Here is a 26,515-nt window from a genome sequence, read left to right as displayed (position 1 = left end):
GGAATGTCTTCCAACGGAACAATATGGGAGTTGTAAGGTTGCATCCTTGCGCTTTGCGTTCCGCGCATGCAAGCCGCGCATCACCGTGGCGGCGTCTTCTCAAAGCGCCAGGGCGAGGCGCCATCCTCATTCGCATCGAGGCGCAGCCGGTGCTCCAGCGGCGGGAAGGCGCGGCTGCGGCAATCCGCCCGGTCGCAGAGCCGGCAGGAGAGACCGATGCCGACGCGCGCGGTCAGCAGATCCAGCCCATCGGCGTAAACCAGCTCCGACGCGCGGGAGATATCGCAGCCGATGGCCACGACATGCGTGGGGGAGGGCTCGCCCCAGCGCGGCGTGGGGCCGTGCATCGCGCGGGCGATGCACAGGAAGGCTGCGCCATCGGGCAACTCCGCAGGCTGCACGCGCACCTGCTCGGGCGTGCCGAAGGCATGGTGCACCACCCATTTCGGGCAGCTTCCGCCGAAGCGTGCGAAGGGAAAGCCGGCCGCCGCGAAGCGCTTGGTCACATTGCCCGCCGTATCCACCCGCAGGAAGAAGAACGGCACGCCGCGATGGCCTTCGCGCTGCAAGGTGGAAAGCCGCTGCGCCGCCTGCTCGTAGGAGACGCCGAAGCGCGCGGCGAGCTTTTCCACATCATGCCGCAACTCCCGCGCCGCATGCAGGAACGGCATGTAGGGCATGAGCAGCACCGCGGCCGCGTAGTTCAGCAGGCCGATGCGGATCAGCTGCGTCGCTTCCGTGCTGGAGGGCGGCTCCTCGCCCAGGGTCGCATCCACCACCTCGCGCGCTTCAAGCAGCATCAATTGGAAGGCCATGCGGAAGCCGCGCGATTCCCGCGGCAGGGCTTCGGACAGCCAAAGGTCGCGCGTGCGGCTGTCGAAGCGGCGGTCGCTTTCGGGCATGGGGGCGACGGTGACGCGCACGCCATGCGCGTTGCGCAGCCGCTCGGCGATGGCGTGGTTCATCTCGGCCGGGGTGGCGCGCAGCTCCGTGCCGAGCTTTTCGGCGAAGCGCTCCAGCTCGGGGAAGTGATTGCCGCGCTCATGGAAGAAATCCCGCGCCTCCTCCGTCGGCAGCAAAAGCCGGCGCCCCGAAGGCAGCGCGATGCCCGAGCTGTCCTCCCGCGCCACGCGCCAGGCGCGATACAGGGCAAGCACCCCGCGTGAGGCATTGGGCGCGGCCGCGGCCATGGCCTGCAACTCGCCCTCGGGCACGGCATCCAGCCCCAGCACCGCATCGGCCAGCACCTCGCGCAGGCCGGCTTCGAGCTGGCGTTCGGCATGGCCGGAGAGGGCAGCCAGGTCCACGCCCAGCGCCTCGGTCAGCTTGAACAGGACGGCGGCGGTGACGGCGCGCTGGTCATGCTCGATCAGGTTCAGATAGCTGGCCGAGATGCCGAGGCGCACGGCCAGGGCCTGCTGCGTCATGCCGCGCTCGGCGCGGATGCGGCGGATGGTGCGGCCAATCAGCGGGCGGGCCATGGGGTGGTTCCTTTACACACTTGACGAAATCGCGGCCAAAACTGTCGTTATCCGCACAGTCTTGCGGCGCCGGGGGCAGTTTTACGCGTGACTTCGCGCGCTGCAATGTCAATCTTTCACACATCGGGGATGACCCCCCGGTCGTTGAAGCTTTGGTCCCTTGATGATGGAGATTTCCGGTATGCGCCCCATTCCCACCCTGCCGCTCGCCCCGGACGGCCTCGCCTCCTCCGGTGGCGCCGAGCCTGGCCGGTTCGACGGTATCCGGCGCGACTTCAGCCCCGCCGATGTCGCGCGGCTGGCCGGCAGCTTCCGCACGCAGCATACCCTGGCCGAGATGGGCGCCCGCCGCCTCTGGCAATTGCTGCGCAGCGAGCCGCAGGTGACCACGCTGGGTGCCATGACCGGCATGCAGGCGCTGCAGCAGGTGAAGGCCGGACTGAAGGCGATCTACCTCTCGGGCTGGCAGGTGGCGGCGGATGCGAATACCGGCAACACGATGTACCCCGACCAGTCGCTGTACCCGGTGGACAGCGTGCCCACGGTGATCAAGCGCATCAACAACGCGCTGAAGCGCGCCGACCAGATCGCCACCATGGAACGGCATGACGGCACGGCCGATGACCGCACCCACTATATGGCGCCCGTCATCGCCGATGCGGAGGCCGGCTTCGGCGGCCCGCTCAACGCCTATGAGCTGATGCGCGCGATGATCGAGGCGGGGGCCGCCGGCGTGCATTTCGAGGACCAGCTGGCGAGCGAGAAGAAATGCGGCCACCTGGGCGGCAAGGTCCTGGTGCCGATCAGCCAGCATATCCGCACGCTGAACGCGGCCCGCCTCGCCGCCGATGTGGAGGGGGTGAGCACCATCCTGCTCTGCCGCACCGATGCGGAATCCGCGCAGCTTCTGACCAGTGACGTGGATGAGCGGGACCGCCCCTTCATCGGCAATGACCGCACGCCCGAAGGCTTCTTCCGCATCCGGCCCGGCATGGGCAAGGCCTACGCCATCGCGCGCAGCCTCGCCTACGCGCCCTATGCCGATCTGCTCTGGTGGGAAACCAGCGACCCTGATCTGCAGGATGCGCGCGACTTCGCCGAGGCGATCCATCGCGAATTCCCGGGCAAGATGCTGGCCTATAACTGCTCGCCCAGCTTCAACTGGCAGCGCAAGATGGGCGTGGATGCCGCATCCCGGTTCCAGCGCGAGCTGGGGGCGATGGGCTACAAGTTCCAGTTCGTCACGCTGGCCGGCTTCCACAGCCTGAACCTTTCCATGTTCAAGCTGGCGCGTGGCTATGCCGAGCGCGGCATGGGCGCCTACAGCGAATTGCAGCAGGCGGAATTCGCCGAGGAAGCGAATGGCTTCACCGCCGTGCGCCACCAGCGCGAGGTGGGTGTCGGCTATTTCGACGCCGTCGCGCAGGCGGCGAGTGGCGGCAAGAGCAGCACCACGGCGCTGAAGGACAGCACCGAGGCCGCGCAATTCCACCACGCATGAGCATCCCGCGCGGGGCACTGCCCCGTCCCGCGCGGTTTTCACGGGCAGGAAACCTCCCTCAAACCATCCTCAACAGGAGAGACCACCATGAACGAGAATCACGATGACGGCCTGGTGCATTCCCACAACTACGCCTGCAGCGAGCGCGGCCGCATGGCCGCCCGGCCGATGACGACGCGGCCCGATGAGCACGATGATGGCCTGGTCCATTCCCATGGATGGGCCTGCACCGATCGTGGCCAGCCGGCCCATCGCTGAAGGATGAGGGGGCCGGGGCCGGCCGGAAAGGCCCGCGCCCCGGCCCCTTGCCGCTATGCTTCCAGTGACCGCCGCAGCAGCCAGGCATGCCGCCCCGGCGCGTAATAGTCGCGCCGCAACCCGGCCTGCGCGAAGCCGGCCTTGGTGTAGAGCGCCATGGCCGGCGCATTGGCCTCGTCCACTTCCAGGAACATCACCCTCGCCCCGGCCGTCGCCGCCACCAGGGCCGACGTCTCGACCAAAGCGAGGCCGAGGCCCTGCTGGCGGTGCGCCGGATGCACGGCGAGGGTGAGGATCTCCGCCTCATCCAGCACGCGCCGCGCCAGGATGAAGCCGCCCGGCGCATGCAGCCCAAAGACGCCCTCCATCGCCAGCAGGGTGGTGATGGTCCCGGCACTCCAGGCGGCACCGGCCGGGAAGGCCGTCGCGTGCAGGGCGGCCAGGCCGGGCGCATCCGTGGCCTGGGCGGCGATCAGCTTCATGTGGTGGCCGGCGGTTCGACATAGAGCGGCTCCAGCGGCAAGGGCGGCAGGGCGCCGGCCATGCGCCGCAGCGCGACGCGGGCCAGCGCCGCGGCCTCGATCCGCCGCGCCTCGCCCAGCCCGGCCGGCCAGCCGCGCGCCAGCATGCGGGCCACGGCCCGGGGCGCGCCATCGCCCATGATCCAGGTGAGGCTGTCCGGCCGCGGCAGATCCGCCTCGGCGAGGATGCAGGGCGCATGGGTGCCGGGCCGCTCCAGGAATAATCCGCCCCGGCGATTCTCGGTGACGGCCCAGGCGGGGAAGCCAGGATGGCTCATCGCCACCAGGGCCTCACCGGTGGTGACGGGGATCACCGGGATGCCGCGCGCCAGCGCGATGCCCTGGGCCAGGGCGATGGCCGTACGCAGCCCGGTGAAGCTGCCCGGCCCGATGCCGACGACGACTGCATCCAGCACGCCTTGCGGCGGGACTGCATCCAGCGCGCCTCGCGGCGTGACTGCATCCAGCCCGCCTTGCAGCACGGCCTCGGCCAGGGGGGGCAGGGCGGCGGCCTGGCCATGCGCGCCCTCATGCACCGCCTGCGCCAGGATGTGCTCATCCTCGGTCAGGGCGGCGAGGCAACGGGAGAGGGCGGCATCGAGGACAAGCAGGTGCATCCCACCGATTGGCACCAAGCATGCGCCCAGGGCAAGCGTTCACGGCAAGCGCCTGAGCCAGGCGCGCAGCGTGACCAGCGCCGTGGCCCAGCCGATCAGCGCCGCCGCGGGTGGCAAAAGGGCCAGCAGCGCCCAGGGCAGATCACCGAGCTGGGCGTCGCGTGCCAGCACCACGGGCAGCGCCTGCATCGCCAGGAACCAGAGGGAGGGGATGGCGATGGCCAGCCCCGCCAGCGCCCCCAGCGCGCAAAGAACCGCAAGCCGCCGGGCGAAGCGGCCGGCGATATCGGCATCCCGCGCGCCCAATTCATGCAGGATCAGGATGGTGTCCCGCCGCGCCGCGATGCCGGCCCGCGTCGCCACCGCCACCAATGCGGCGCCCACCAGCCCGATCAGCCCGAGCATGGCGAGCGAGAGCCAGCGCAGCCCATCGGCCAGGCGCATGGCCAGGCGCACCGCCTCGCTGCGCAATTCGAGCTGGGCGCCCGGAATGGCCTGCACCGCCTCCAGCAGCGGGATCTGGTCCGTTTCCATCTCCAGGGTGATGGCCAGCATGCGGGGCAGGGGAAGGCTCGGCACCTCGCCGAGCCAGGGGGCGAGGAGCTGGCGCAGCCGCTCATCCGGCACGGCGGTGACGGAGGCCACGCCCGGCAGGGCGGCAAGCCGCGCCGTGATGGGTTCCAGCGCCGCATCGCGCGGGAGTTGCAGCAGCAACTGCCCTGCCTCGCCCTGCTGCCAGCGCTCGGCCAGCCGCCCCGCGCCATCCGCGCCGGCAATGGCGAGGGCGGCCAGCAGCGCCATGGCGGCAACGAGTGCGGGCAGCAGCCGGTCCGAGAGGGCGCGGCGCAGCCCCAGCGGATCGCGCCCCTTGAGGCGCCGCCCCTCAGCCATGCGACACCAGCCGTCCCGCTTCGAGGCGCAGGGTGGGTGCCGGGTATTCCTCGGGCAGCGCCTCGCTATGCGTGGCGACGATCACGGTGGTGCCCATGCGGTGCATTTCCCGCAGCAGGGCGATCACGCGGCGCGCCTGGGCGGCATCCAGGTTGCCGGTGGGTTCATCGGCGACGAGCAGGGAAGGGCGGGCGACGACGGCCCGTGCCAGGGCAAGGCGCTGTTGCTCGCCGCCCGACAAGGCGGCGGGCGGGGCCTCGGCGCGGTCCAACAGGCCCACCCAGCGCAGGATCTCGCGCACATCGGCCGCCAGGCGGGCTTCGGTCAGCCCCTGGATGCGCAGCGGCAGGGCGGCGTTCTCAAACACGGAGAGATGCTGCAACAGCCGGTAATCCTGGAACACCACGCCGATGCGCCGGCGCAAGGCCGGGAAGGCGCGGCGGGGCAGCCGGCCGATGCGGGCATCCAGCACCTCCACCTCGCCCTCGGTGGCGCGCAGGGAGAGGCTCATCAGCCCCAGGAGGCTGGATTTTCCGGCCCCCGAGGGGCCAAGCAGCCAGGTGAAGCTGCCCGGGGCGAGTGCCAGATCCACCTCGGCCAGGGCCCAGGCGCCCTCACCTTCCGGATAGCGCAGCCCGACTCGTGAAAAACGCACCATGGGCCGAGTTTCACAACGCGCTTCACAATAAAGCAAACAGATGGTTGCAGGATATGCGCCGCCTTGGCACATGCGACAGCGACATGGACATTGCCTGCCCGAATTGCACCGCGACCTATCGCGTTCCGGATGCGCTCCTGGCCCATGGCAAGGCGCTGCGTTGTGCTGCCTGCGATCATCAATGGGTTCCGGAGCTGCCGGCGGCCGAGGCTGAGCCAGCGGAGATCTCCGCGGACAAGGTGGCCCCTCCCTCCGCGGTGGTGCCCGAAATTGCGAGTCCCGAAGCTGCGAGCCTCGAAGTCGCGGGCCCCGAAGTCGCAAGCCCGGGGGAGAATTTCCCCGAAGTGACGCTCGGCGGGATGCCGGAGCCGGCCGGTCAGCCCACCGCATCCGCAGCCCCGCCCCTTCCGGAGCCGGTAGTGGCCCGCGCGGCACCGCCCCCCGCGGAGGCTACCGCCCTGGACAGCATGGCTGCAACGGCCCGGCCGGCCGGCCCCTCCACCCCGCCGCCCTTGCAGCAGCGCAACCTGCCGCATTACGGCGGGGCGCAGCGACTGAGCACGCGGCTGCACCGGCCGCGCCGCCGGGGCGGATTGCTGCCGATCGCCTGGGTGGCGAGTGCCAGCATCGTGCTCATCGCCTTCTTCGCGCTGATTTTCTACAGCACGCAGATCGCCGTCGCCTGGCCGCCCTTCGGGCGGGTTTCGTCACTGCTGGGCGGCTGACGCCGAGCCCGGGTCACGCCCGCTGGGCGGAAGGCGCGCGGCCGAGCAGGCGCGGCAGATCCAGCGCATGGGCGCCAGCGCCCAGCCCCGCCTGGACCAGCAGCGCCAGCGTCAGGAAGGCGGGAAATTCCCAGCCGCCATTCGGCGCCGAAAACAGCCAGCCATTGCCCGCATGCATCACCGTGGCGCCGATCATGATGGGCAGGCTCAGCAGTGCCGCCGGCCGCACCAGCACACCGGTGATGAGGGCGAGGCCCGCCGCCGTCTCGCCCAGGGCCACCACCGCGCCCAGGAGGGGCAGCAGGCCGATCGAACCGAAGAAGCCCATCGTGCCGGCAAGGCCGAAGACGCCGAGCTTCAGCCAGGCGCCATGCGCAAGCAGGATGCTGCCGAGCGAGAGGCGCAGCAAAAGGGCGGCATAAGGGGTGGTGGTCTGGGTGGAAGGCATCGGGAAAATCTCCGTTCGGGTGTGTTTCGCTGGCGGCAAACTGCTCCCCCGCACGTGCCCCTTCCAATCGCGGCTTGGAACAGGGATCATCACCAGCGTGAATGATGGTGTTGCCGCATGACCGAACTCTCGCAACTCGATCTCAACCTGCTGCGCGTCTTCGATGCCGTGGCGCGGGAGCGGCATGTGACGCGTGCCGCACAGCGGCTGAACCTGTCGCAGCCGGCCGTTTCCAATGCGCTGGCGCGGCTGCGCGCGGCGCTGGGCGATGAGCTTTTCCTGCGCCGCCCGGGCGGTGTGGAGCCCACGGCACTCGCCTCCGCCCTGGCCGGCCCCATCGCCGAGGCGCTGGACCGGCTTTCGGAGGTGCTGGCGGTGCAGGCCCCCTTTGACCCCGCGACGGCGCGCCGCATCTTCCCGGTGGCCTTTTCCGAATACGCCGAAGCCGCGCTGGCGCCGCGCGTGCTGGAGCGCATGGGGCGGGAGGCGCCAGGCTGCCTGCTCGCGATCCGCCATGCGGACCGCACCAATGCCGAGGCGCTGCTGGAGCGTGGCGAGGCGCAGCTCGCCATCGCGGTGCTGCCGGAGCCAGGTGCGCTCTACACCCGCCTGCGCCTGCTGCCCGAGGCCTTCCTCACGCTGATGCGAAGCGACCATCCCCTGGCGCGGGGCGAATTCACACTGGAGCGCTTCATCTCCGTGCCGCATCTGCTGCATTCGCCCAATGGCTCGCGCGATGGGGCGATGGATGTGGTGCTGGCGGCGCTGGGCATGACGCGGCAGCTGGGCGCCGTGGTCGCGCATCTCTCGGCCGTGCCGGATATCCTGGCCCGGACGGACATGATCATGACGCTCTCGGCGCGGCTGGCTTCGCACCTGGCCGAGAGCCACCGGCTGATCACCCGCGCGCCCCCTGTGAATGTGCGGCACACGCGGCTTTCCATGATCTTTCATCGCCGCTTCGAGGCGGATCCCGGCCATGCCTGGCTGCGGCGTCTGCTGCTGGCGGAAGCGCGCGAGGCGTGAATTCGGCATGGACGCGGGCCGCGTGACATGCTGCGCTGCCGCCATGGCCCTTGATCCGACCTCGCTTGCCGGCAAGACATTTCCGCTGCGTGCGGCGTTCGACCACGCGGTGATCGGTGCGGGGGAGGCGGGCATCGCCGCGGCGCTGGCGGCCGCGGCGCGTGGCGAGCGCGTGATCCTGCTGGATGAACAGCCGCTCGATCCCGGCCTGATCGGGCTGGATATTCCCTTCCTGTTCGGCGGGCGCGTCGGCCCCGCCGTGCAGCAGCCGGCCCGCATGGAGGAGCGCGTGGTGGCTGCGCGGCCCGGGCTGGAAGCGGCGATGGAGGCGGGCGTGGAGGTGGCGCTGGGCGTTTCCGTCTGGGGCGGTTTCCAGGGGGCGCCCTTCATCCTGGGCCTGGCGGATCGCGCTACGGCCTGGCTGGTGGGGGCCGCGCGCCTCACCATCGCGGCCGGCGCGCGCGATGTGGTGGTGCCCTTCGAGGGCTGGGAATTGCCCGGCGTGATGGGTGCGCGGGGCCTCGATGCCGCGCATCGCCTGCTCGGCGATTTCACCGGCAACCGCGTGGCGGTGATCGGCGCGGGCGCGGTGAGCTTCCCCGAGATCGCGCTGCGCCTCAGCGAGGCTTGCGAGATCCGCATCCTGGGCTCGCTGGAGGTGGAGGGCATCGCCTGGAAGGATGGCAGCTGGCGCGAACTGGCCTGCGATACGGTGGTGCTGGCGGTGGATGCGGCGCCCAATATCGAGCTGGCGGATGTGCTGGGTGGCTCCATCGCCTGGGATACGGCGCGCGGCGGCTTTGTCGCGGCCAGCTTGCCCGGCGGGGTCGCCATCACGGGCGATGCGGCGGGCACGGCGCCCGTGGCGCGCGCGGCGTGGATGCAGCACGCGCTCAGTGACCCTGCCCGCATGATCTGCGCCTGTGAGGAGGTGCGCCTCGCTGATCTGCGCGCGCTGCGCCCGCCGCGCTACCTCGGCGCCGAGGGGCCGCGGGCAGGGCTGGCGGCCATCGAAGGCGGCCCGCAGGACCAGGTGAAGCGGCTGACGCGCGCCGGCATGGGCCCCTGCCAGGGGCGGCGCTGCCGGGATTCGGTGCAGGCGCTGCTGGCGCAGGATGCCGCGCTGCCCGCGGCGCCACGCATGGCCAGCTACCGCGCGCCGCTGCGCCCCTTGCCGCTCGCCGTGCTGGGCGCGCTGGAGGAAGACCCTGCGCTGCGCGCGAATTGGACCGGCTGGTTCGGCATCGCCGAGCAATGGCTGCCGCATTGGGAACCCGTGCCGGAGGAGGCCGTCTTCATCGGCGGGCGGCTGAGCGAGGTGGGGAAGTGAGCGCATGCAGCGGCGACCGGGATGCGGGCCTCGTGCAGCGGGCGCATGAGGGCGTGGCATGATCGTCATCATCGGCGGTGGCGTCACTGGGCTGTCCACCGCCTTCTGGCTGACGCGGGCCGGGCATCCGGTCACGCTGATCGAGAAGGGCATCGTCGGCTGGGAAGCGAGCGGGCGGAATGGCGGCGGCTGCACGCACCCCTATTCGCCCTTGTTCCGTGAGGAGCAGCGCCTCTGGCCGCAGATGGATGAGCTGCTCGGCCACCCCACGGAATGGCGGCCGAACCGCATCAAGGTGGCGCTGGATGAAGGCCAGATGGAGCGGCTGCGCGCCAGCGCCAAGATCGCCACCGACCAGGGCTTCCGCGCCGAGGAACTGGACGCGAAGCAGTTGCGCGAATTCATCCCCTGGGTGGCGGATGACGTGCATGGCGGGATGTTCTGGCATTATGGCGGCCACGCCAACCCGCAGCGCACCGCCCAGGCCTATGCCTGGGCGATCGAACGCCAGGGCGGTCGCATTCTGCAGCACACCACGATGCTGGGCCTGGTGCTGCGTGGCGGCCGCGCGGTCGCGGTGCGGACAAGTGCCGGCGAGATCGGCTGCGATGCCGTGCTGCTGGCGGCTGGCCCGCACACCGGCGCGCTGGCCGAGCCCTTTGGCGTGCGCGTGCCCATGGCCCCGGCGCGTGCGGAAATCATGGTGACGGAGCCGCTGCCGCTGCTCACCCATGGCGGGGTGGATGGCAATGGGATCTATGGGCGGCAGACCTTGCGCGGCAACCTCGCCTATGGCGGTGGGCCGCATGCGTGGCTGGATCTGGAAGGCGCCGGAACGCCGCGCGCGGAAAACACGCCCGTGGTGGCGAGCCTGGCGCGGCGACTGACCGAGATGTTCCCCAAGCTCGGTCATGTGCGGGTGATCCGCAGCTGGGGCGGCATCATCGAGAATACGCCCGATGGCCGGCCCATCCTGGACCGGCTGGGCGATCCCGATAATGTGACCATCGCGACCATGTCATCGATCGGCTTTGGTCTCTCTCCGGCGGTCGGGCGCGCGCTGGCGCAGCTGATCCTGGAAGGCGATTGCGACTTCGCCGACCTGTCGCAGCTGAAGCTTTCCCGCTTCGGTAATTTGCCGCTGGACTGGCGCGCCCGCCAAGGCTGGGTGCACGCCTGAGTCGGAGCGTCTACCGGCTGTTCTTCTTCCGCCAAACCTCAATCTGCGCGATCATCGCATCCGCCGTGGTGATATCGGCATAGCGGCGGCCAACATCCTTCAGGTTCTGGTCATGCGCGACCTGGTCCTGATCGCCCACGCAATCCTCCGGCACCTGGACGCGAAAGCCGAGCGAGAAGGCGTCAATGATGCTGGCGCGTACGCAGCCCGAAGTGATGCAGCCGGTGACGATCACGGTGTCCACGCGTTCGCGCGTCAGGATGGCGCCGGCCGCGGTGCCGAAGAAGATGGAGGGCGCGGTCTTGGCCAGCACCACGTCGGGCTCCTCGGCCGCGATGCGGGGATCGAGTGCCGTGCCCGCGCTGCCGGCCAGCAGGTCGAGCACGGGCGGCACCTTCCAATGCGGCGCGCCCTTCGGTCCGTCAAAGGCGACGACGCAGGCGATGATGGGCACGCCCGCCGCCTTGGCCGCGCGCATCAGCCTGGCCGTGTTTTCCACGGCGCGATCGACGAGGGGCGAGCCACCCATGGGGAAGCTCGGATCGGTGAAGCCGGTCTGGAAATCCACCACGACCAGGCCGGGCTTTTCGCCGAAGCCGACAGGTTTCGCGCCATAGCCGCGGGAGGTGTAGGCGTCGTCGCTCATGCTGAAACCCCATGTTTTTGAAGCTGGACCGGGTGGACAAGTCGTATCGCCAGTGCACCATCCCCGGCGGCAAGTGTGAAGCCAGGGGAATGGTGCATGGCCTATCGAATTTCCGTGGATACCGGCGGAACCTTCACGGATATGGTGGTGCTGGACCCCGCCGGCCGCCTGCATATCGGCAAATCCCTCACCACGCCCGACCGGATTTTCGAGGGGATGGAAGGCGCGCTGGCCGTGGTTGCCGGTGATCTGGGCATCAGCGTGCCCAAGCTGCTTGCTGAGACGGCAATCCTGATCTACGGCACCACCCGCGCCACCAATGCGGTCGTCACCAAGCGCACGGCCCGCACGGCATTTCTCACCACGCGCGGCTTCAAGGACACGCTGACCTTCAAGGAAGGCGGCAAGCACGGCCCGCACGACTACAGCTACGACTACCCGGACCCCTATATCCCGCGCCGCCTCAGCTTCGAGATCACCGAGCGCGTGAGTGCGGAGGGCGAGGTGGTGGTGCCCTTCGACGAAGCCCAGGCGCGCCAGGTGATCGAGACGCTGAAGGCGCGAAAGATCGAGGCGGTGGCCGTCTCCCTGCTCTGGTCCATCGCCTTGCCCGACCATGAATTGCGGCTGGGCGCATTGCTGGAGGAGATGATGCCCGGCGTGCCCTACACGCTGTCACACCAGCTGGTGCCCATCCTGCGCGAGTATCGGCGTGCGTCGGCGACGGCGATTGACGCCTCGCTCAAGCCGCTCATGCAGAAGCATCTGCGCGAAATGGCGGCGGATTTGCGCGCCGCGGGCTTTGCCGGGGATTTGCTGGTCAGCACCTCGGTCGGCGGCTGCCAGGCGGTGGAGGAGCTGATCGCGCGGCCCATCCACACGCTCAAATCCGGCCCCGCCATGGCGCCCGTCGCGGGGCGTGCGGCCTGTGCGGTGGAAAGGCTGGGCGGCAATGCCATCGTCTGTGACACCGGCGGCACGACCTTCGATGTCGGATTGGTGCGTGATGGCGGCCTCGTCTACACGCGCGATTCCTGGCTGGGGCAGCGCTGGCTGGGTGACATCATCGGCACCTCCACCGTGGATGTGCGCAGCATCGGCGCGGGGGGTGGTTCCATCGCCTGGCTGGATGCGGGCGGGTTGCTGCGCGTGGGGCCGCAATCGGCGGGCTCGACCCCAGGGCCGGCCTGCTATGGGCGCGGCGGGGATCAACCCACGGTTTCCGATGCGGCGCTGCATCTGGGCTATATTGACCCCGGCTATTTCAATGGCGGGCGGCTGGCGCTGGATGCGGCGGCGGCCACGCGCGTCATCACGCGGCTGGCCGGCGAGATCGGCCGCACGCCGGATGAAACCGCGGCCGCCATCATGACCATCGCCAATGAGCTGATGATCAAGGCCATTGGCGAGATCACGGTGAATGAGGGTCTGAACCCGCGCGAAAGCGTGATCGTGGCGGGCGGCGGCGCGGCCGGCTTCAACATCATGCCCATCGCGCGCGAATTGGGCTGTGACACGGTGATCCTGCCGCGCCTGGCTTCGGCGCTCTCGGCCTGCGGCATGCAATACAGCGCCATCATCTTCGAAGCGACGCGCAGCCGCTTCACCGACAGCGCCAATTTCGACATGGCGGGCGTGAACCGCGCGCTGGCGGAGATCGAGGCCGAGCTTGCGGAATTCCAACGCGGCCTGCAGGGCGCGGATGGCGCCGAGGCGCGCGTGGAGCTCGTGGTGGAAGCGCGGTATCGCGCGCAGGTCTGGGAGCTGGACACGCGCCTGCCGCTGAACCGCATCACTGGCGCTAGCGATGTGGCGGCCCTCGCCGAGACCTTCCACCAGGCGCATGAGCGGGTCTATGCCGTGCGCGACGAGGGCAGCCCGGTGGAGTTCGTGAACTGGAAGGGCCGCATTTCCATCAGCCTTTTCGCACCACCCCCACCACCTGACGTTACAGCCAGCGCGCATGTGCCGATGCCGGCCGCGCTGCGCCCCTGCTACTTCGTCGAGACGGGACGCGCGCCCACGCCGATCTTCCGGGGTGCCGCGCTGCAGCCCGGCGCGCAGGTCAGCGGCCCCGCCATCATTGAGGAACCAACCACCACCATCGTCGTCTATCCCGGCCTCTCGGCGGAGCTTTCCGCCGCCGGCAACTACATCCTGCATTGCGCGTGAGGAGCCACCGATGATGGACCCCGTCCTGCTTTCCGTCATGGCCAATCGGCTCGATGGCATTGTGCGCGAGATGACGAACACGCTGCTGCGCGCGGCGCGCTCGGCGGTGATTTCCTCGGCGCGGGATTTTTCGTGCTGCCTCGTCACCGGCGATGACCAGCTGCTTGCGCCGGCCGAGGGGCTGCCCGTGCATATCTTCGGCTGCCACATCCAGACGGCGAATATGCGCCGCTATCACGCGGGCGATATCCGGCGCGGCGACGCCTATCTCGACAACGACCCCTATGGCGGCAACACGCATCCGGCGGACCACACTTTCATGGTGCCGGTCTTCTTCGAGGGTGAGCATCTGTTTACCAGCGTGGCGAAGTGCCACATGGCCGATATCGGCAACTCTATCCCCAGCAGCTATTTCGTGCTGGCGCGCGACGTCTATCACGAGGGTGCCTTGGTCTTTCCGGGCGTCCGTATCCAGCGCGATTTCAAGAATATCGAGGATATCGTGCGCATGTGCCGCGCGCGCATTCGCGTGCCGGATCAGTGGTATGGCGATTTTCTGGCGGGGCTGGGTTCCGCGCGTGTGGCCGAGCGGCGGCTGGAGGAATTCTGCACGAAATACGGCGTAGCGGCAGTGAAGAACTTCACCCGCGAATGGTTCGATTATTCGGAGCGCCGGATGATCGAGAATATCCGCCGCATGCCGCGCGCGGAGCTGATCAACAAGGGCAACTCCGATCCGCTGGAGGGCATTCTTCCGGGCGGCCTCGAACTCACCGTGAAGATCGAGATCGACCCGGATACGGCGATGATCCATGTGGATCTTTCCGACAATCCGCCCTGCGTGGATGTGGGGCTGAACACCTCGCTGGGGGCCGCGACCTCGGCCGTGGTCGGCGCCATCTTCAATGCGCTGGACAAGGATCTGCCACGCAACGCCGGCAGCTTCCGCCGCCTGACCTTCAAATACGCCGAGGAGAGCGTGGTGGCGGCACCCAAATTCCCGCATTCCTGTTCCATGGGCACGACCAACGTGTCCGAGCGCCTGGTGAACATCACCCAATCCGCCTTCGCTCAGCTGGGCGACGGTCATGGGCTGAGCGAGGGCGGCACGGGGCTTGGCGCCGGCATGGCGGTGATTTCCGGCAAGGATCATCGCCGCCAGGATGCGCCCTTCGTGAACCGCATGATGCTCTCCACCAATGGCGGCCCGGCCTCGCCCGTGGCCGATGGCTGGGTGAATTACGCGATCCCCGTGATCGCTGGGCTGATGTATCGTGACAGCGTGGAGGTGGATGAACTCAAGCACCCGATCCGCGTGAACAGCCTGGAAATCGTGCCCGACAGCTCCGGTGCCGGGCGGCATCGCGGCGCGCCGGCGCAGCAGATCGAACTCGCCGCCACGGGCAATCCCGTCACGGCCGTGATTTCCTGCGATGGCCAGCATGCGCCGCCGCGCGGTGTGGTCGGCGGCAAGGACGGCACCGCCGGCAAGACCTGGCTGGTGGGCGAGAATGGCGATGCATCACGCCTGCCCAATGTGGTGCAGGTGACGCTGCAAAAGGGCGAGGCGCTGCGCGGGCGGGACAGCTCCGGCGGCGGCTATGGCAGCCCGCTGGATCGCAGCCTGGATCGCGTGCTGCATGATGTCCTGGAGGGCTGGGAAAGCCGGGACAAGGCGCGGGACATCTATGGCGTTATCTTCACCGGCGAGATCGAGGATGAGACCCTCGCCGTGGATATCCCCGCCACACTCGCCCGGCGTCAGGAGTTGCGCGCATGAGCCTTGTGAAAGACCCCCTTGTTCAAGATCCGGGCCGCATTCGCGACCTCTCCGCCGCCATCGCCAGTGGCGCGCTGACCTCCGAAGCCCTGGTGCAGCGCAGCCTCGCGCGCATCGCCGAGGTGGATGGCCAGGTGCAGGCCTGGATTCATGTCCTGGCCGAGGAGGCGCTGGCCCAGGCCCGCATCCTGGATGCGGAGGCCGTGAAGCGCGGCCCGCTGCACGGTATTCCCGTGGCGGTGAAGGATGTGATTGACGTGCGCGGCCTGCCGACGCGCGCCAACAGCGCGTCCCGCGCCAACATCGCGCCGGCCACGGCGGATGCCACGGTGGTGGCGCATCTGCGCGCGGCCGGCGCGGTGATCCTGGGCAAGGTGCACACCACCGAATACGCCTATTTCGCGCCCGTCCCGCCGACGCGCAATCCGTGGGATCTGACCCGCACGCCGGGCGGATCCTCGGCCGGGTCGGGTGCCGCGGTGGCCTCCGGCACGGTGCCGCTGGCGCTGGGCACGCAGACGGCGGGCTCTGTGAACCGGCCGGCTGCCTATACCGGGACGGGGGCCTTCAAGCCCTCCACGCTCGCCATTGGCGGCGTTGGCGTGGTGCCGCTCTCCCCCTCCTTCGACACCATGGGCGCCTTTGGCCAGAGCGCGCAGGATGCGGCGTATCTGGCGGCCGGCTACGCGGCCGCGCATCTGTGCCTGCCGGGTGCCACGGCCGCCGCACCGCGCATCGTGGTGCTGGAGGATGCGATGCTGGCGCGCCTCACCGTGTCGGGCACGGCGGCGGCGGTTGCGTCGCTGGCGCAGACGCTGCGCGCGGCGGGGCTGAGCGTGGTGACCGCGCCCTCGCCCGTCGCGCTGGAGGATGTGCTCAACACCCATCGCCAGGTGCTGCTGGCCGAGGCCGGGCGCACTCATGCGAACCTTCCGCGTGACCTGATCTCACCCCGCCTCGCCGCCGATATCGCGACAGGCCTCGCCATGAGCGATGCGGAATATCACGCCGCCCTGCGCGCGCTCTCCGGCTTCCGCGCAGCCTTCTGGGCGGAGTTCGGCCCGCAGGACCTGATCCTCATGCCCGCCGCCCCCGATGTGGCGCCGGCCGATGGCACCACGGGCGACCCCTCCTTCGTCATCCCGATGACGGCGCTGGGTGGGCCCATCGCCACGCTGCGTGCCGGCCTGGATGGCGGCATGCCCGTCGGTGCGCTGCTGTGCGCGGCACCTGGCGCCGATGCGCGCCTGGCCGGCTTTTTATTCTCCGACCTCGCCACGCTGTTGGATCTTTAAGCTGCGATCGCACGGGGCTGCCCTGGCCCGACATGTGACCCACCACATCTGAGAGGAACGCGCCATGCTGCTGAATGTCCCGGTCATCAACGTCGCCCCCTTCCACGAGGGCGACGCCGCGACCAAACGCGCCATCGCCGCCGAGGTGGGGCGCGCCATCCATGACATCGGCTTCCTGGTCATCACCGGCCATGGCGTGAAGCCCGAGCTGATCGCCAAGGTGCAGGCCGCCTCCAACGCCTTCTTCGACCTCAGTGAGGCCGAGAAGAACCGCGTGCTGCGTCCCGCCCCGGATGTCACGCGCGGCTATATCCCGCTTGAGGCCGAATCCGTTGGCCGCAGCCAGGGCCTGGATGTGCCGGGCGATCTGAATGAAAGCCTGATGATCGGCCCCGTGGATGTGCCCGAGACGGATTATTTCTTCGGCCCCGCCGCCGGCAAGCATTTCCACCCCAATCTCTGGCCCGACAATCCGCCCGAGCTTCGCGCCCTCTACGAAGAGTATTTCCGCGCCATGGGCGCGCTGGCCGAGGATCTCATGGCCATGTTCGCGCTGGCCCTCGATCTTGATGAGCGCTTCTTCGCCGACAAGATCAACCACCACATCAGCCGGCTGCGCGTGCGCAATTACCCGGCACCACTGGTGCCGCCGCAGCCCGGACAGTTGCGTGCCGGCGTGCATGCCGATTACGGCTCGCTCACCATCCTGCGCGCCCAGGACAAGCCGGGCGGCCTGCAGGTGCTGAACCGCGCGGGCGAGTGGGTGGATGTGCCCATCGCGCCCGACAGCTACATCATCAATATCGGCGAGCTCATGGCGCGCTGGACCAATGGGCTGTGGAAGGCCACGCTGCACCGCGTGGTGAACCCGCCAGCCGAGCTTGCTGCTGGCAGCCGGCGTCTCTCGCTCGTCTTCTTCCACAATCCGAATTACGACGCGCCCGTCGCTGCCCTGCCGGGCACCGTGCCGGCGGGTGAAGCGCCGAAATTCCCGCCCACCACCTCGGGCGAGCATCTGCGCGCGCAATTCGTGCGCACCCAGGTGACACCAGCCTGAAGCGCTCCTAGGCTCGGTTCCCATGGCGTCCTATTCCGGCCTCCGCATCCTGACTGAAGGGCTCACCGGCAATCGCGGCTGGAAGCCCGCGTGGCGCAAGCCGGAACCCAAGCCGGCCTATGACGCGATCGTGGTGGGCGGCGGCGGGCATGGGTTGGCGACGGCCTTCTACCTGGCCTCCATTCACGGCATCACGAACGTGGCGGTGCTGGAGCGCGGGCCCATCGGCCTCGGCAATACCGGGCGCAACACCACCATCGTCCGCTCCAACTATCTGCTGCCCGAGAACCACCATTTCTACGAGCATTCGCTGAAGCTCTGGGAAGGGCTGGAGCAATCGCTCGGCTACAATGTGATGATGAGCCAGCGCGGCGTGTTGAACCTCTATCACAGCGATGCGCAGCGCAACGCCTACACGCGCCGCGGCAATGCCATGCGCCTGGCCGGCATTGATGCCGAGCTGATCGGGCGCGAGGAGGTCGCGGCGATGTGCCCGCTGATTGACCTGGACAATGCGCGCTTCCCGGTGCTGGGCGGTCTGCTGCAGCGGCGCGGTGGCACGGCGCGGCATGACGCGGTGGCCTGGGGCTTCGCCCATGCCGCCGATGCGCGCGGCGTGGACATTATCGAGCATTGCGAAGTCACCTCCATGATCATCGAGGGCGGCGCCATCCAGGGCGTGCGCACCACGCGCGGCGAGATCAGGGCGCCGAAGGTGGGGCTGGCCGTCGCGGGCAATACCTCGGTGCTTTGCGCCATGGCGGGGCTGACCGTGCCAGTGGAAAGCCACCTGATGCAGGCCTTCGTCAGCGAGGGGCTGAAGCCGCTGATTGACCAGGTCATCACCTTTGGTGCCGCGCATTTCTACATCAGCCAATCGGACAAGGGCGGCCTCGTATTCGGTGGCGGCCTCGATGGCTACAACTCCTACGGCCAGCGCGGCACGCTGCCCGAGGCCGAGCATATCTTCGCCGCCGGCGCCTCGCTCATGCCGGCCTTGAAGCGCGTGCGCGCGCTGCGCTCCTGGGCCGGGGTGATGGACATGACGCCAGACGCCTCGCCCTATATCTGCCTGACGCCGATCCAGGGCCTGACCATGACGGGCGGTTGGAATTACGGGGGGTTCAAGGCGACGCCCGGCTCCGGCTGGTGCCACGCCTGGACCATGGCGAAGCAGGAGCCGCATCGCCTGAACGCCGCGTACACGCTGACTCGTTTCAAGGAAGGCCGCATGCTGGATGAGAAGGGTGCGGGCCCCTTCTTCTGGATGCAATGACGATGCGCCCCTCACATTTGTTCGCGGCGCTAGTCATCCCTCCTGTTGAGCGACCGCTTCACCGCTTTGGACAGGGCTTTGCCGAGCGGCCGATTCACCGCATCGGCCGCAGGCTCCCTCAGCGGATCGGACAGGGCTTTGCCGAGCGGCCGATTCACCGCATCGGTCGCAAGCTCCCTCAGCGGATCGGGCTCTAGCGATGCTCCAAATCCGATGCCCCTATTGTGGCGTGCGCGACGAGAGCGAGTTCAGCTATCGCGGCGACGCGACGGTGACGCGCCCCACCAGCGACGATGCCGACGCCTTTGTGGACTACGTCTATAACCGCAGGAACCCGCGCGGCTGGCACACCGAATGGTGGCAGCATTCCGCCGGCTGCCGGCAATGGCTGAAGGTCACGCGCCACACCGTGACGCATGAGATCTCTGCCGTGGAATCCGTGCCATGACGCGGCTCTCGCAGGGCGGGCACCTCCGCCGCAACGCGCCCTTGAACTTCAGCTTCGACGGTCGTGCGCTGCAAGGCTTCGAGGGCGATACGCTCGCCAGCGCACTCCTGGCTTCCGGCACGAAGCTGGTGGGCCGCAGCTTCAAGTACCACCGCCCGCGCGGCATCTTCTCCGCGGGGTCAGAGGAGCCCAATGCGCTGGTGCAGCTGCGCTCGGGCGCGCTGACCGAACCCAACACCCGCGCCACCGTGGCCGAACTCTTCGAGGGCCTTCACGCCACCAGCCAGAATCATCGCGGCTCGCTCGCCTTCGACATCCAGTCCGTGACCGGCGCGCTGGCACCCTTCCTCGGTGCGGGCTTCTACTACAAGACCTTCATGTGGCCCGCCGCCTTCTGGGAGCGCGTCTATGAGCCGCTCATCCGCAAGGCCGCCGGCCTCGGCCGCGCCAGCGGCGACCCCGATCCCGATTTTTACGAGGACGCGCATATCCACTGCGATGTGCTGGTGGTGGGCAGCGGTGCCGCCGGCCTCGCCGCGACCCGCGCGGCGGCTGAGAGCGGTGCGCGCGTCATCCTCGCCGAGCAGGATTTTGCCCTGGGCGGCTGGCTGCTCTGCGAGCCAGAGCACGAAGCCTGGCGCCAGGCGCAGATCGCGGCGCTAGAAGCGATGCCAGAGGTGACGATCTGGAACCGCACCACCGTCTTCGGCTTCTACGACCAGAATGTGCTGGGCGCGGTGCAACGCGTGACGGACCATCTGCCGCAATCCCCTGCGCACACGCCGCGCCAGCGCCGCTGGACCATCCGGGCGAAGGAAGTGGTGCTGGCCACCGGCGCTTACGAACGCCTGATCGCCTTTCCCGACAATGACCGCCCGGGCGTGATGCTGGCCGCCAGTGCCGCCGCCTACGCCCGACGCTGGGCCGTGCGCGCCGGTGACGACGCCGTGCTCTTCGCCACGCATGATGCGGCCTATGACGCCGCCTTCGCGATGGCCGAGGCCGGCTCCACCATCGCTGGCATCCTGGACCCGCGCGCCGACAGCCCGGCCATGCAGCGCGCGCGCGAAGCGGGCTTCCCGGTCCATGCCGGCGCCGAGATCATCGCCACCGAGGGCACCAAGGCGTTGAAGGGCGTCACCTTCCGCCAGGGGCGCGAGACCACCGACATCACCGCCGATCTGCTGATGATCTCGGGCGGCTGGAACCCCATGGTGCATCTGGCGAGCCATTCTGGCGCGCCCTTGCAATGGGATGAGGCGCATGCCGCCTTCATTCCCGGCCCGCCCGTGCAGCGGGAGCGCAGTGCTGGCGCCTGCCGCGGCCTTTTTGGCCTGGCCGCCGCCGCACGGGATGGCCTCACCGCCGGTCAGGACGCTGCACGCGCCGCCGGCTTCACGCCGGGTGCCGGCTTCGCGCTGCTGGACGCGCCCGATGCCGATCATCGCGTGATGCCGCTCTACGAAGTGAAGGCGCGCGGAAAAGCCTTCGTGGATATCCAGGATGACGTGACGGCCGATGACATCCGCCGCGCGCATCAGGAAGGCTTTCGCCATATCGAGCACACCAAGCGCTACACAACGCATGCGATGGGTACGGACCAGGGAAAGTCCGGCGCCATTGTCGGTGCCGCCGTGCTGGCCGAGGCGCGGGGCGAGCCCCTGGCCGAGGTCGGCCTGCCGCGCTTCCGCCCTTATGCGACGCCGGTGACCTGGGGTGCCATGGCCGGCCATGCGGTGGGGCGCGACATGCAGCCCATCCGCCGCACCGCCATGCATGACTGGCACGCCGCAAACGGCGCCGTCTGGCTCGATGCCGGCCTGTGGAAGCGCCCCGCCTATTACCACCGCGCGAGTGACGCGGATGCCTGGGCCAGCGTCCTGCGCGAGGCGCGCGCGGTGCGTGAGGATGTGGGCATCTGCGATGTCTCGACACTCGGCAAGATTGACGTGCAGGGGCCGGGTGCAGCCACGCTGCTGGACCGCCTCTACACCAACACCTTCTCCAACCTGCCGGTGGGCCGCGCGCGCTATGGGTTGATGCTGCGCGAGGATGGCAACGTCATGGATGACGGCACCACCTCCCGCCTCGGTCCCGATCACTTTTTCGTCACCACCACCACGGCCCAGGCCGGGCCGGTGATGCAGCACATGGAATTTCACCTCGCCACCTGCTGGCCGGAGCTGGATGTCAGTCTGGTCAGCGTGACGGACCAATGGGCCGCCATGTCCATCGCCGGGCCGCGTGCCCGCGCGCTGATAGCGCCCTTCATCACGGGCCTGGATATCTCCGACGCCGCCTTCCCCTTCATGGCGGTGGGCGCCTGCCAGGTGATGGGCATTCCGGCGCGGCTGTTTCGCATCAGCTTCTCGGGTGAGCAGGCCTATGAGATTGCGCTGCCCGCGGCCAAGGCGCCGGCCGTTTGGCAGGCGCTGATCACGGCTGGCGCCATGCCCTACGGCATGGAGGCGCTGGGGATTTTGCGCATTGAGAAGGGGCATGTGGCGGGGCCGGAATTGAACGGCCAGACCACCGCGCAGGATCTCGGTCTCGATCGCATGTTCAAGAAGCGTGGCGACTTCATCGGCCGCGTCCTCGCGCAGCGTCCCGGCATGACGGACCCGGCGCGCCCCGCGCTCGTTGGCCTGCGCTGTGAGGCGCAGTTGCGTGCGGGCGCCCATCTCACCGTGAACGGCAATAGCCAGGGTTGGGTGACCAGTGCCACGCGCTCCGTCGTCTTTGGCGGCTGGATCGCGCTGGCCATGCTGCGCCAGGGCCGTGCGCGCATCGGCGAGACCATCCGCGTGGAATCGCCCCTGCATGGCGAGAGCATCGAGGCGATGATCGTGAGCCCGCACATGGTTGACCCGGAGAATGCCCGTGTTCGCGGCTGAGGCGCTCGACCTGGTGCAGATCGGCGTGCGACGCGGCGCCGCCGCGGAGTTCGCGGGCGCGCTGCAATCCCTGGGGCTCACTCCGCCCGAGCCGGGCGAGGCGCGCAGTGCCGGCGGCCGTGACCTGATCTGGCTGCAACCCAACACTTACCTCCTGGCCGCCCCGCGCGGCGCCATGCCCGCCCTGGACGCCCTTGCTCCCTTCGCCGCGCTGGTGGAGCAATCCGACGGACGCAGCGCCTTCATCCTCAGCGGGCCACGCGCGCGCGAGGTACTGGCCAAGGGCTGCCGGCTGGATTTCCACCCGCGCGTCTTCGGTCCGGGCCGCGTGGCCGGCACCACGCTCGCGCATGTGAATGCGGTGATCCAGCAGCTGGACCGCGATCATCCTGCCTCTTCGGCAGGACGTGAATCGCCGGTCCCCGCTGACGATCAGCCGCAATTCCGCCTCATCGTCTTCAGCAGCTTCGCGCAGCACATCGCCGAATGGCTGGGCCACGCAACGGCTTCCGCGTGAAGGCTTGCACGCGGAAGCGCCCCTCTGGCAGCATCCGCAGGTGAGCAACCTCCTCGAAGTGCGCGGGCTCTCCGTGCATATCCCGGTGCCGCCGCATGTGCTGCGCGCGGTGGATGGCGTCTCCTTCGACCTCGCGCGCGGCGAGACCCTGGGCCTGGTGGGCGAGAGCGGCAGCGGCAAGACGATGACGGCGCTCGCGCTGATGCGTCTGCTGGAACCACCACTCTCGGACCTGCCGACCGGCGAGGTGTGTCTCGAAGGCCAGGACCTCATGCGCCTCAGCGAGCGTGAAATGTCCGGGCTGCGCGGCCGCGCCCTCTCCATGGTGTTCCAGGAGCCGATGACCTCGCTGAACCCGGTCATGTCGGTGGGCAAGCAGATCGCCGAGCCGCTGCGTCGGCACATGAAGCTGGGCGGGGCAGCCGCGCTGCGCCGTGCCGAGGAGATGCTGGCACTGGTCGGCATCCCCGAGCCCGCTCGCGTGGCGCGGGGCTATCCGCACCAGCTTTCAGGCGGCATGCGGCAGCGCGTGATGATCGCCATCGCACTCGCCTGTCAGCCGGCGCTGCTGATCGCCGATGAACCCAGCACCGCGCTGGATGTCACGGTGCAGGCGCAGTTGCTCGAACTCCTTGCTGGCCTCCAGCGCGATTTCGGCACGGCCATGCTGCTCATCACCCATGACCTCGCCGTCGTAGCGGAGACGGCGCACCGCGTGGCTGTCATGTATGCCGGCCGCATCATCGAGACGGGGCCGGTCGGCGCTATTTTCGCAAATCCACGCCACCCCTACACGCAGGGCCTGCTGGCCAGCATCCCGCGCATCGAGCGCCAGCGCGCGGCCAGCCTGCATGAAATCCCCGGGATGGTGCCCAACGCCGCCGAACGCCCCGCGGGCTGCGCCTTCGCTGCCCGCTGCCCGCGTGCGGTTTCCCATTGCTGGGAGGTCCCGCCCATGCTCGACCCCGCCGAGCCTGGCCACCTCGTCGCCTGCTGGCGTCACGCTGATGGGTGACACCCTGCTCAGCGTCGAGGGGCTGCGCGTCCATTTTCCCATCCGCTCGGCCATGCTGCGCCGGCAGATCGGCACGGTGCGCGCAGTGGATGGCGTGGACCTCACCGTCGCGCGCGGCGAGACCCTGGCCCTGGTGGGTGAAAGCGGCTGCGGCAAGACCACCACGGGCAAGGCCATCCTGCGCCTGGTGGATTCCACCGAAGGCGCCATCCGCATCGGCGGGGAGGATATCGCCAAGCACGATGCGCGCCGGCTGGCGCCCTTCCGGCGCCGCATGCAGATCATCTTCCAGGACCCGCATGCGAGCCTCAATCCCCGGCTCTCGGTGGGCGCCATCCTGGCCGCGCCATTCGAAATCCACGGCATCAGCGGAAAGGCCGACCGCGTGGCGGCGTTGCTGAAGACGGTGGGCCTGCCGCCGGAGGCAGCGCAGCGCTACCCGCATGAATTCAGCGGTGGCCAGCGCCAGCGCATCGGCATCGCGCGTGCGCTCGCCCTCAGCCCCGAGCTGATCATCGGCGATGAGCCGGTGAGTGCGCTCGATGTCTCCATCCAGGCGCAGATCATCAACCTGCTGGCGCGGCTGCGGGCGGAATTGGGGCTCTCCTTCCTGTTCATCTCGCACAATCTGGCCGTCGTGGCGCATATCGCGGATCGGGTGGCGGTGATGTATCTGGGCCGTGTGGTGGAGACTGCGACGCGGGAGGAACTCTTCTTCGACGCGCGCCACCCCTACACCCAGGCGCTGCTCTCCGCCGTGCCCGAGCCGGTGGTGCCTCATTCGGGGCCGGGCGGCCGCCGCCAGCGCCAAGTGCTGACGGGCGATGTGCCCAACCCAGCAAGGCCGCCCAGCGGCTGCGGCTTCCATCCGCGCTGCCCGCAGGCCATGGCCATCTGCGCGCAGGTCACGCCCGCGCCGCGCGCCGTCTCGCCCACGCACAGCGTCGCCTGCCATCTGGTGGCCTCATGATCGGCTTCATCATCCGGCGCCTCTTGCAGGCCGTGCCGCTCATCATCGGCGTCTCACTCATCGCCTTCGCGCTGATGCATCTGGCCCCGGGCGGGCCGCTTGCCGTCTATACGCTGAACCCCACCATCCAGGCGCAGGATATCGAGCGCATCAAGATCATCTTTGGCCTGGACCAGCCGCTGCACGTCCAATACGTGAAATGGGCGGCGGGCATGTTCAGCGGGAATTGGGGCAACTCCTTTTTTGGCGGGCGCCCCGTGCTGGACATCATCCTGGAGCGCTTTCCGGCGACGCTGATCCTCATGGGCAGCGCTCTCTCCGTCGCCATCATCCTGGGGCTTGGCGTGGGCATCCTGGGCGCGGTGAAGCGCTATTCCATCTTCGACACGCTGGCCACGTCAGGCGCCCTGGTGGCGCTGTCCTTCCCGACCTTCTGGTTCGGGCTGATGGCGATTTTCATCTTCGCCCTCAATCTGCGCTGGCTGCCCTCGGGCGGCATGTATGAGTTTGGCGAGGAGGGGAACATCCTCTCCCTGCTGCGGCACCTGGTGCTGCCCACCATGGTGCTGGCGCTGGTCATCACCGCCACCTGGAGCCGTTATACGCGCAGCGCCTTCCTGGAGGTAATGAACCAGGATTTCATGCGCACGGCCCGTGCCAAAGGTGAGCCGCAATCCGCCCGCCTGTTCCGCCATGCCTTCCCGAACGCCGCCAAGCCGCTGATCGCGCTGCTGGGCGTGGAGCTACCCTTCCTGTTCAGCGGCGCGCTGGTGACGGAAACCATCTTCGGCTGGCCCGGCATGGGGCGACTATTCGTGGACAGCCTCAACATGAAGGAATACCCGATCCTGATGGGGCTGATGATGTTCACGGCGCTGTTTGTCATCCTCGGCAACCTCGTCGCCGATATCGCCATCGCGGCGATGGACCCCAGGGTTCGTCTATGAAGGGCCGCGTCTGGCAGCGCTTCCGCACGCATCGCCTGGCGGTGGCCGGCCTGGTCACCGTGACCGTGCTGCTGCTGGCGGCGATCCTCGCCCCCCTCCTCGCGCCGCGTGACCCGACGCTGATCGAGACGCAGCTCCGCTTCCTCGCCCCCTTCGCCAATGCCGCCCTGCCGCTCGGCAGTGACGAGCTGGGCCGCGACACCCTCTCGCGCCTGCTTTACGGCGGCCGTGTCTCGTTGACGGTGGGGCTGGTCGCGATGATCACCACCGTGCTGACCGGTGCCTTGGTGGGCATCGCGGCTGGCTATCTGGGTGGCATCGTGGACACGCTGCTGATGCGCTTCGTGGACACCATGCTTTGTTTTCCTCAGGTGTTTCTTCTGCTGGTGGTGGCGGCCTTCGTGCCGCCCACCTTGCTCTCGATTTCGTTGGTCATCGGCCTCACCTCCTGGATGGAAGTGAGCCGCATCGTCCGCGCCGAAATCCTGCAATTGAAGGAGCAGGATTTCGTCGCCGCCGCCCGCGCCCTCGGCGCCTCGCGCTCCCGCATCATGTTCCGCGAATTGCTGCCCAATGCGGCCGCCCCCATCCTCGTCGCCGCCACGCTGAAGGTGGCGAGTGCGGTGCTGATGGAGAGCTATATCTCCTATCTCGGCTATGGCGTGCAGCCGCCGCTGGCGAGCTGGGGCAACATGCTCACCAACGCTCAGGGCTATCTCGATACCGTGCCCTGGCTTGCCATCCTGCCGGGGCTGATGATCACCCTCACCGTCATGGGCTTTAACTTCCTGGGCGATGGGCTGCGGGATGCGCTTGATCCGCGGCTGCGCATGGACCCATGATCCCCACCACCAAACACCGG

Annotated in this window: 25 protein-coding genes; 18 read left to right on the top strand and 7 right to left on the bottom strand. The window is 68.8% G+C overall.

Going from position 1 to position 26,515, the window contains the following annotated elements; translation table 11 throughout:
* Nucleotides 1-80 precede the first annotated feature (80 nt).
* Nucleotides 81-1,481, bottom strand: coding sequence for a helix-turn-helix transcriptional regulator (locus tag LHU95_RS19635; protein WP_248708642.1), 1,401 nt, complete (start codon nt 1,479-1,481; stop codon nt 81-83).
* A 181-nt stretch (nt 1,482-1,662) separates the two neighbouring features.
* Here LHU95_RS19635 and aceA point away from each other — a divergent pair, with 181 nt between their 5' ends.
* Both aceA and LHU95_RS19625 read left to right on the top strand, forming a co-directional pair.
* A complete protein-coding gene (gene aceA / locus LHU95_RS19630) occupies nt 1,663-2,982 on the top strand; it encodes an isocitrate lyase (RefSeq protein ID WP_248708641.1) in 1,320 nt (439 codons plus the stop codon).
* 87 nt (nt 2,983-3,069) lie between these two features.
* Nucleotides 3,070-3,240 carry a hypothetical protein gene (locus tag LHU95_RS19625; RefSeq protein WP_248708640.1) on the top strand — a complete coding sequence of 57 codons (171 nt, stop codon included), beginning with the start codon at nt 3,070-3,072 and terminating at the stop codon, nt 3,238-3,240.
* A gap of 53 nt (nt 3,241-3,293) precedes the next feature.
* Here the strand turns inward: LHU95_RS19625 and LHU95_RS19620 are convergent, their stop codons facing one another.
* From LHU95_RS19620 to LHU95_RS19605, 4 genes are read right to left on the bottom strand one after another with little or no spacing between them, the layout of a single operon-like run.
* Nucleotides 3,294-3,722 (bottom strand): GNAT family N-acetyltransferase, encoded by a 429-nt coding sequence (locus tag LHU95_RS19620; RefSeq protein ID WP_248708639.1) that lies wholly within the window; start codon nt 3,720-3,722, stop codon nt 3,294-3,296.
* A complete protein-coding gene (gene tsaB, locus LHU95_RS19615) occupies nt 3,719-4,378 on the bottom strand; it encodes a tRNA (adenosine(37)-N6)-threonylcarbamoyltransferase complex dimerization subunit type 1 TsaB (RefSeq protein WP_248708638.1) in 660 nt (219 codons plus the stop codon). Before tsaB ends, LHU95_RS19620 begins: the two co-directional genes overlap by 4 nt.
* Before the next feature lie 39 nt (nt 4,379-4,417).
* Complete coding sequence (locus LHU95_RS19610; protein WP_248708637.1) at nt 4,418-5,269, bottom strand: FtsX-like permease family protein; 852 nt, start codon at nt 5,267-5,269, stop codon at nt 4,418-4,420.
* A complete protein-coding gene (locus LHU95_RS19605; RefSeq protein WP_248708636.1) occupies nt 5,262-5,927 on the bottom strand; it encodes an ATP-binding cassette domain-containing protein in 666 nt (221 codons plus the stop codon). Before LHU95_RS19605 ends, LHU95_RS19610 begins: the two co-directional genes overlap by 8 nt.
* 83 nt (nt 5,928-6,010) lie before the next feature.
* Between LHU95_RS19605 and LHU95_RS19600 the strand changes: the two genes are divergently transcribed.
* On the top strand, nt 6,011-6,652 hold the full coding sequence (locus LHU95_RS19600; protein ID WP_248708635.1) for a zinc-ribbon domain-containing protein: 642 nt from the start codon (nt 6,011-6,013) through the stop codon (nt 6,650-6,652).
* A 13-nt stretch (nt 6,653-6,665) separates the two neighbouring features.
* Here the strand turns inward: LHU95_RS19600 and LHU95_RS19595 are convergent, their stop codons facing one another.
* Entirely contained in the window at nt 6,666-7,100 is a 435-nt protein-coding gene (locus LHU95_RS19595; RefSeq protein WP_248708634.1) for a DoxX family protein, read from the bottom strand.
* Between the two features lie 117 nt (nt 7,101-7,217).
* Here LHU95_RS19595 and LHU95_RS19590 point away from each other — a divergent pair, with 117 nt between their 5' ends.
* From LHU95_RS19590 to LHU95_RS19580, 3 genes are read left to right on the top strand one after another with little or no spacing between them, the layout of a single operon-like run.
* A complete protein-coding gene (locus tag LHU95_RS19590) occupies nt 7,218-8,126 on the top strand; it encodes a LysR family transcriptional regulator (protein WP_248708633.1) in 909 nt (302 codons plus the stop codon).
* A gap of 7 nt (nt 8,127-8,133) precedes the next feature.
* A complete protein-coding gene (locus LHU95_RS19585; RefSeq protein ID WP_248708632.1) occupies nt 8,134-9,456 on the top strand; it encodes an NAD(P)/FAD-dependent oxidoreductase in 1,323 nt (440 codons plus the stop codon).
* Nucleotides 9,457-9,514: 58 nt separating this feature from the next.
* Nucleotides 9,515-10,636, top strand: coding sequence for an FAD-binding oxidoreductase (locus LHU95_RS19580; RefSeq protein ID WP_248708631.1), 1,122 nt, complete (start codon nt 9,515-9,517; stop codon nt 10,634-10,636).
* Between the two features lie 10 nt (nt 10,637-10,646).
* Here the strand turns inward: LHU95_RS19580 and LHU95_RS19575 are convergent, their stop codons facing one another.
* Nucleotides 10,647-11,282 carry an isochorismatase family protein gene (locus tag LHU95_RS19575; protein ID WP_248708630.1) on the bottom strand — a complete coding sequence of 212 codons (636 nt, stop codon included), beginning with the start codon at nt 11,280-11,282 and terminating at the stop codon, nt 10,647-10,649.
* 96 nt (nt 11,283-11,378) lie between these two features.
* On the opposite strand from LHU95_RS19575, the gene LHU95_RS19570 reads away from it, so the two are divergent.
* The 12 genes from LHU95_RS19570 to LHU95_RS19515 all read left to right on the top strand — a co-directional run bounded on the left by LHU95_RS19570 (nt 11,379) and on the right by LHU95_RS19515 (nt 26,495).
* Complete coding sequence (locus tag LHU95_RS19570; RefSeq protein WP_248708629.1) at nt 11,379-13,454, top strand: hydantoinase/oxoprolinase family protein; 2,076 nt, start codon at nt 11,379-11,381, stop codon at nt 13,452-13,454.
* Between the two features lie 10 nt (nt 13,455-13,464).
* Nucleotides 13,465-15,234, top strand: a complete 1,770-nt coding sequence (locus LHU95_RS19565) for a hydantoinase B/oxoprolinase family protein (RefSeq protein ID WP_248708628.1) — start codon at nt 13,465-13,467, stop codon at nt 15,232-15,234.
* Nucleotides 15,231-16,529: an amidase gene (locus LHU95_RS19560; protein ID WP_248708627.1), complete on the top strand. Its 1,299-nt coding sequence runs from the start codon at nt 15,231-15,233 to the stop codon at nt 16,527-16,529. Before LHU95_RS19565 ends, LHU95_RS19560 begins: the two co-directional genes overlap by 4 nt.
* Nucleotides 16,530-16,593: 64 nt before the next feature.
* Nucleotides 16,594-17,586 carry a 2-oxoglutarate and iron-dependent oxygenase domain-containing protein gene (locus tag LHU95_RS19555; protein WP_248708626.1) on the top strand — a complete coding sequence of 331 codons (993 nt, stop codon included), beginning with the start codon at nt 16,594-16,596 and terminating at the stop codon, nt 17,584-17,586.
* A 22-nt stretch (nt 17,587-17,608) separates the two neighbouring features.
* Entirely contained in the window at nt 17,609-18,862 is a 1,254-nt protein-coding gene (locus tag LHU95_RS19550; protein ID WP_248708625.1) for a sarcosine oxidase subunit beta family protein, read from the top strand.
* Between the two features lie 199 nt (nt 18,863-19,061).
* Nucleotides 19,062-19,310 carry a sarcosine oxidase subunit delta gene (locus LHU95_RS19545; RefSeq protein ID WP_248708624.1) on the top strand — a complete coding sequence of 83 codons (249 nt, stop codon included), beginning with the start codon at nt 19,062-19,064 and terminating at the stop codon, nt 19,308-19,310.
* Nucleotides 19,307-22,204 (top strand): sarcosine oxidase subunit alpha family protein, encoded by a 2,898-nt coding sequence (locus LHU95_RS19540; protein ID WP_248708623.1) that lies wholly within the window; start codon nt 19,307-19,309, stop codon nt 22,202-22,204. Before LHU95_RS19545 ends, LHU95_RS19540 begins: the two co-directional genes overlap by 4 nt.
* The gene (locus LHU95_RS19535; protein ID WP_248708622.1) at nt 22,191-22,721 is read left to right on the top strand and encodes a sarcosine oxidase subunit gamma family protein; all 531 of its coding nucleotides are present in this window, start codon (nt 22,191-22,193) and stop codon (nt 22,719-22,721) included. The genes LHU95_RS19540 and LHU95_RS19535 overlap by 14 nt, the downstream gene beginning before the upstream one ends.
* Before the next feature lie 40 nt (nt 22,722-22,761).
* Nucleotides 22,762-23,736, top strand: coding sequence for an ABC transporter ATP-binding protein (locus tag LHU95_RS19530; RefSeq protein ID WP_248708621.1), 975 nt, complete (start codon nt 22,762-22,764; stop codon nt 23,734-23,736).
* The gene (locus LHU95_RS19525) at nt 23,729-24,706 is read left to right on the top strand and encodes an oligopeptide/dipeptide ABC transporter ATP-binding protein (RefSeq protein ID WP_248708620.1); all 978 of its coding nucleotides are present in this window, start codon (nt 23,729-23,731) and stop codon (nt 24,704-24,706) included. The genes LHU95_RS19530 and LHU95_RS19525 overlap by 8 nt, the downstream gene beginning before the upstream one ends.
* On the top strand, nt 24,703-25,653 hold the full coding sequence (locus LHU95_RS19520) for an ABC transporter permease (protein ID WP_248708619.1): 951 nt from the start codon (nt 24,703-24,705) through the stop codon (nt 25,651-25,653). The genes LHU95_RS19525 and LHU95_RS19520 overlap by 4 nt, the downstream gene beginning before the upstream one ends.
* On the top strand, nt 25,650-26,495 hold the full coding sequence (locus tag LHU95_RS19515; RefSeq protein WP_248708618.1) for an ABC transporter permease: 846 nt from the start codon (nt 25,650-25,652) through the stop codon (nt 26,493-26,495). Before LHU95_RS19520 ends, LHU95_RS19515 begins: the two co-directional genes overlap by 4 nt.
* Nucleotides 26,496-26,515: the final 20 nt, after the last annotated feature.

It is taken from the genome of Sediminicoccus sp. KRV36, from assembly GCF_023243115.1.
Classification (GTDB): Bacteria; Pseudomonadota; Alphaproteobacteria; order Acetobacterales; family Acetobacteraceae; genus Roseococcus.
Note: the sequence above shows the minus strand (reverse complement) of the source record. Positions and strands in the feature narration are given on the sequence as shown.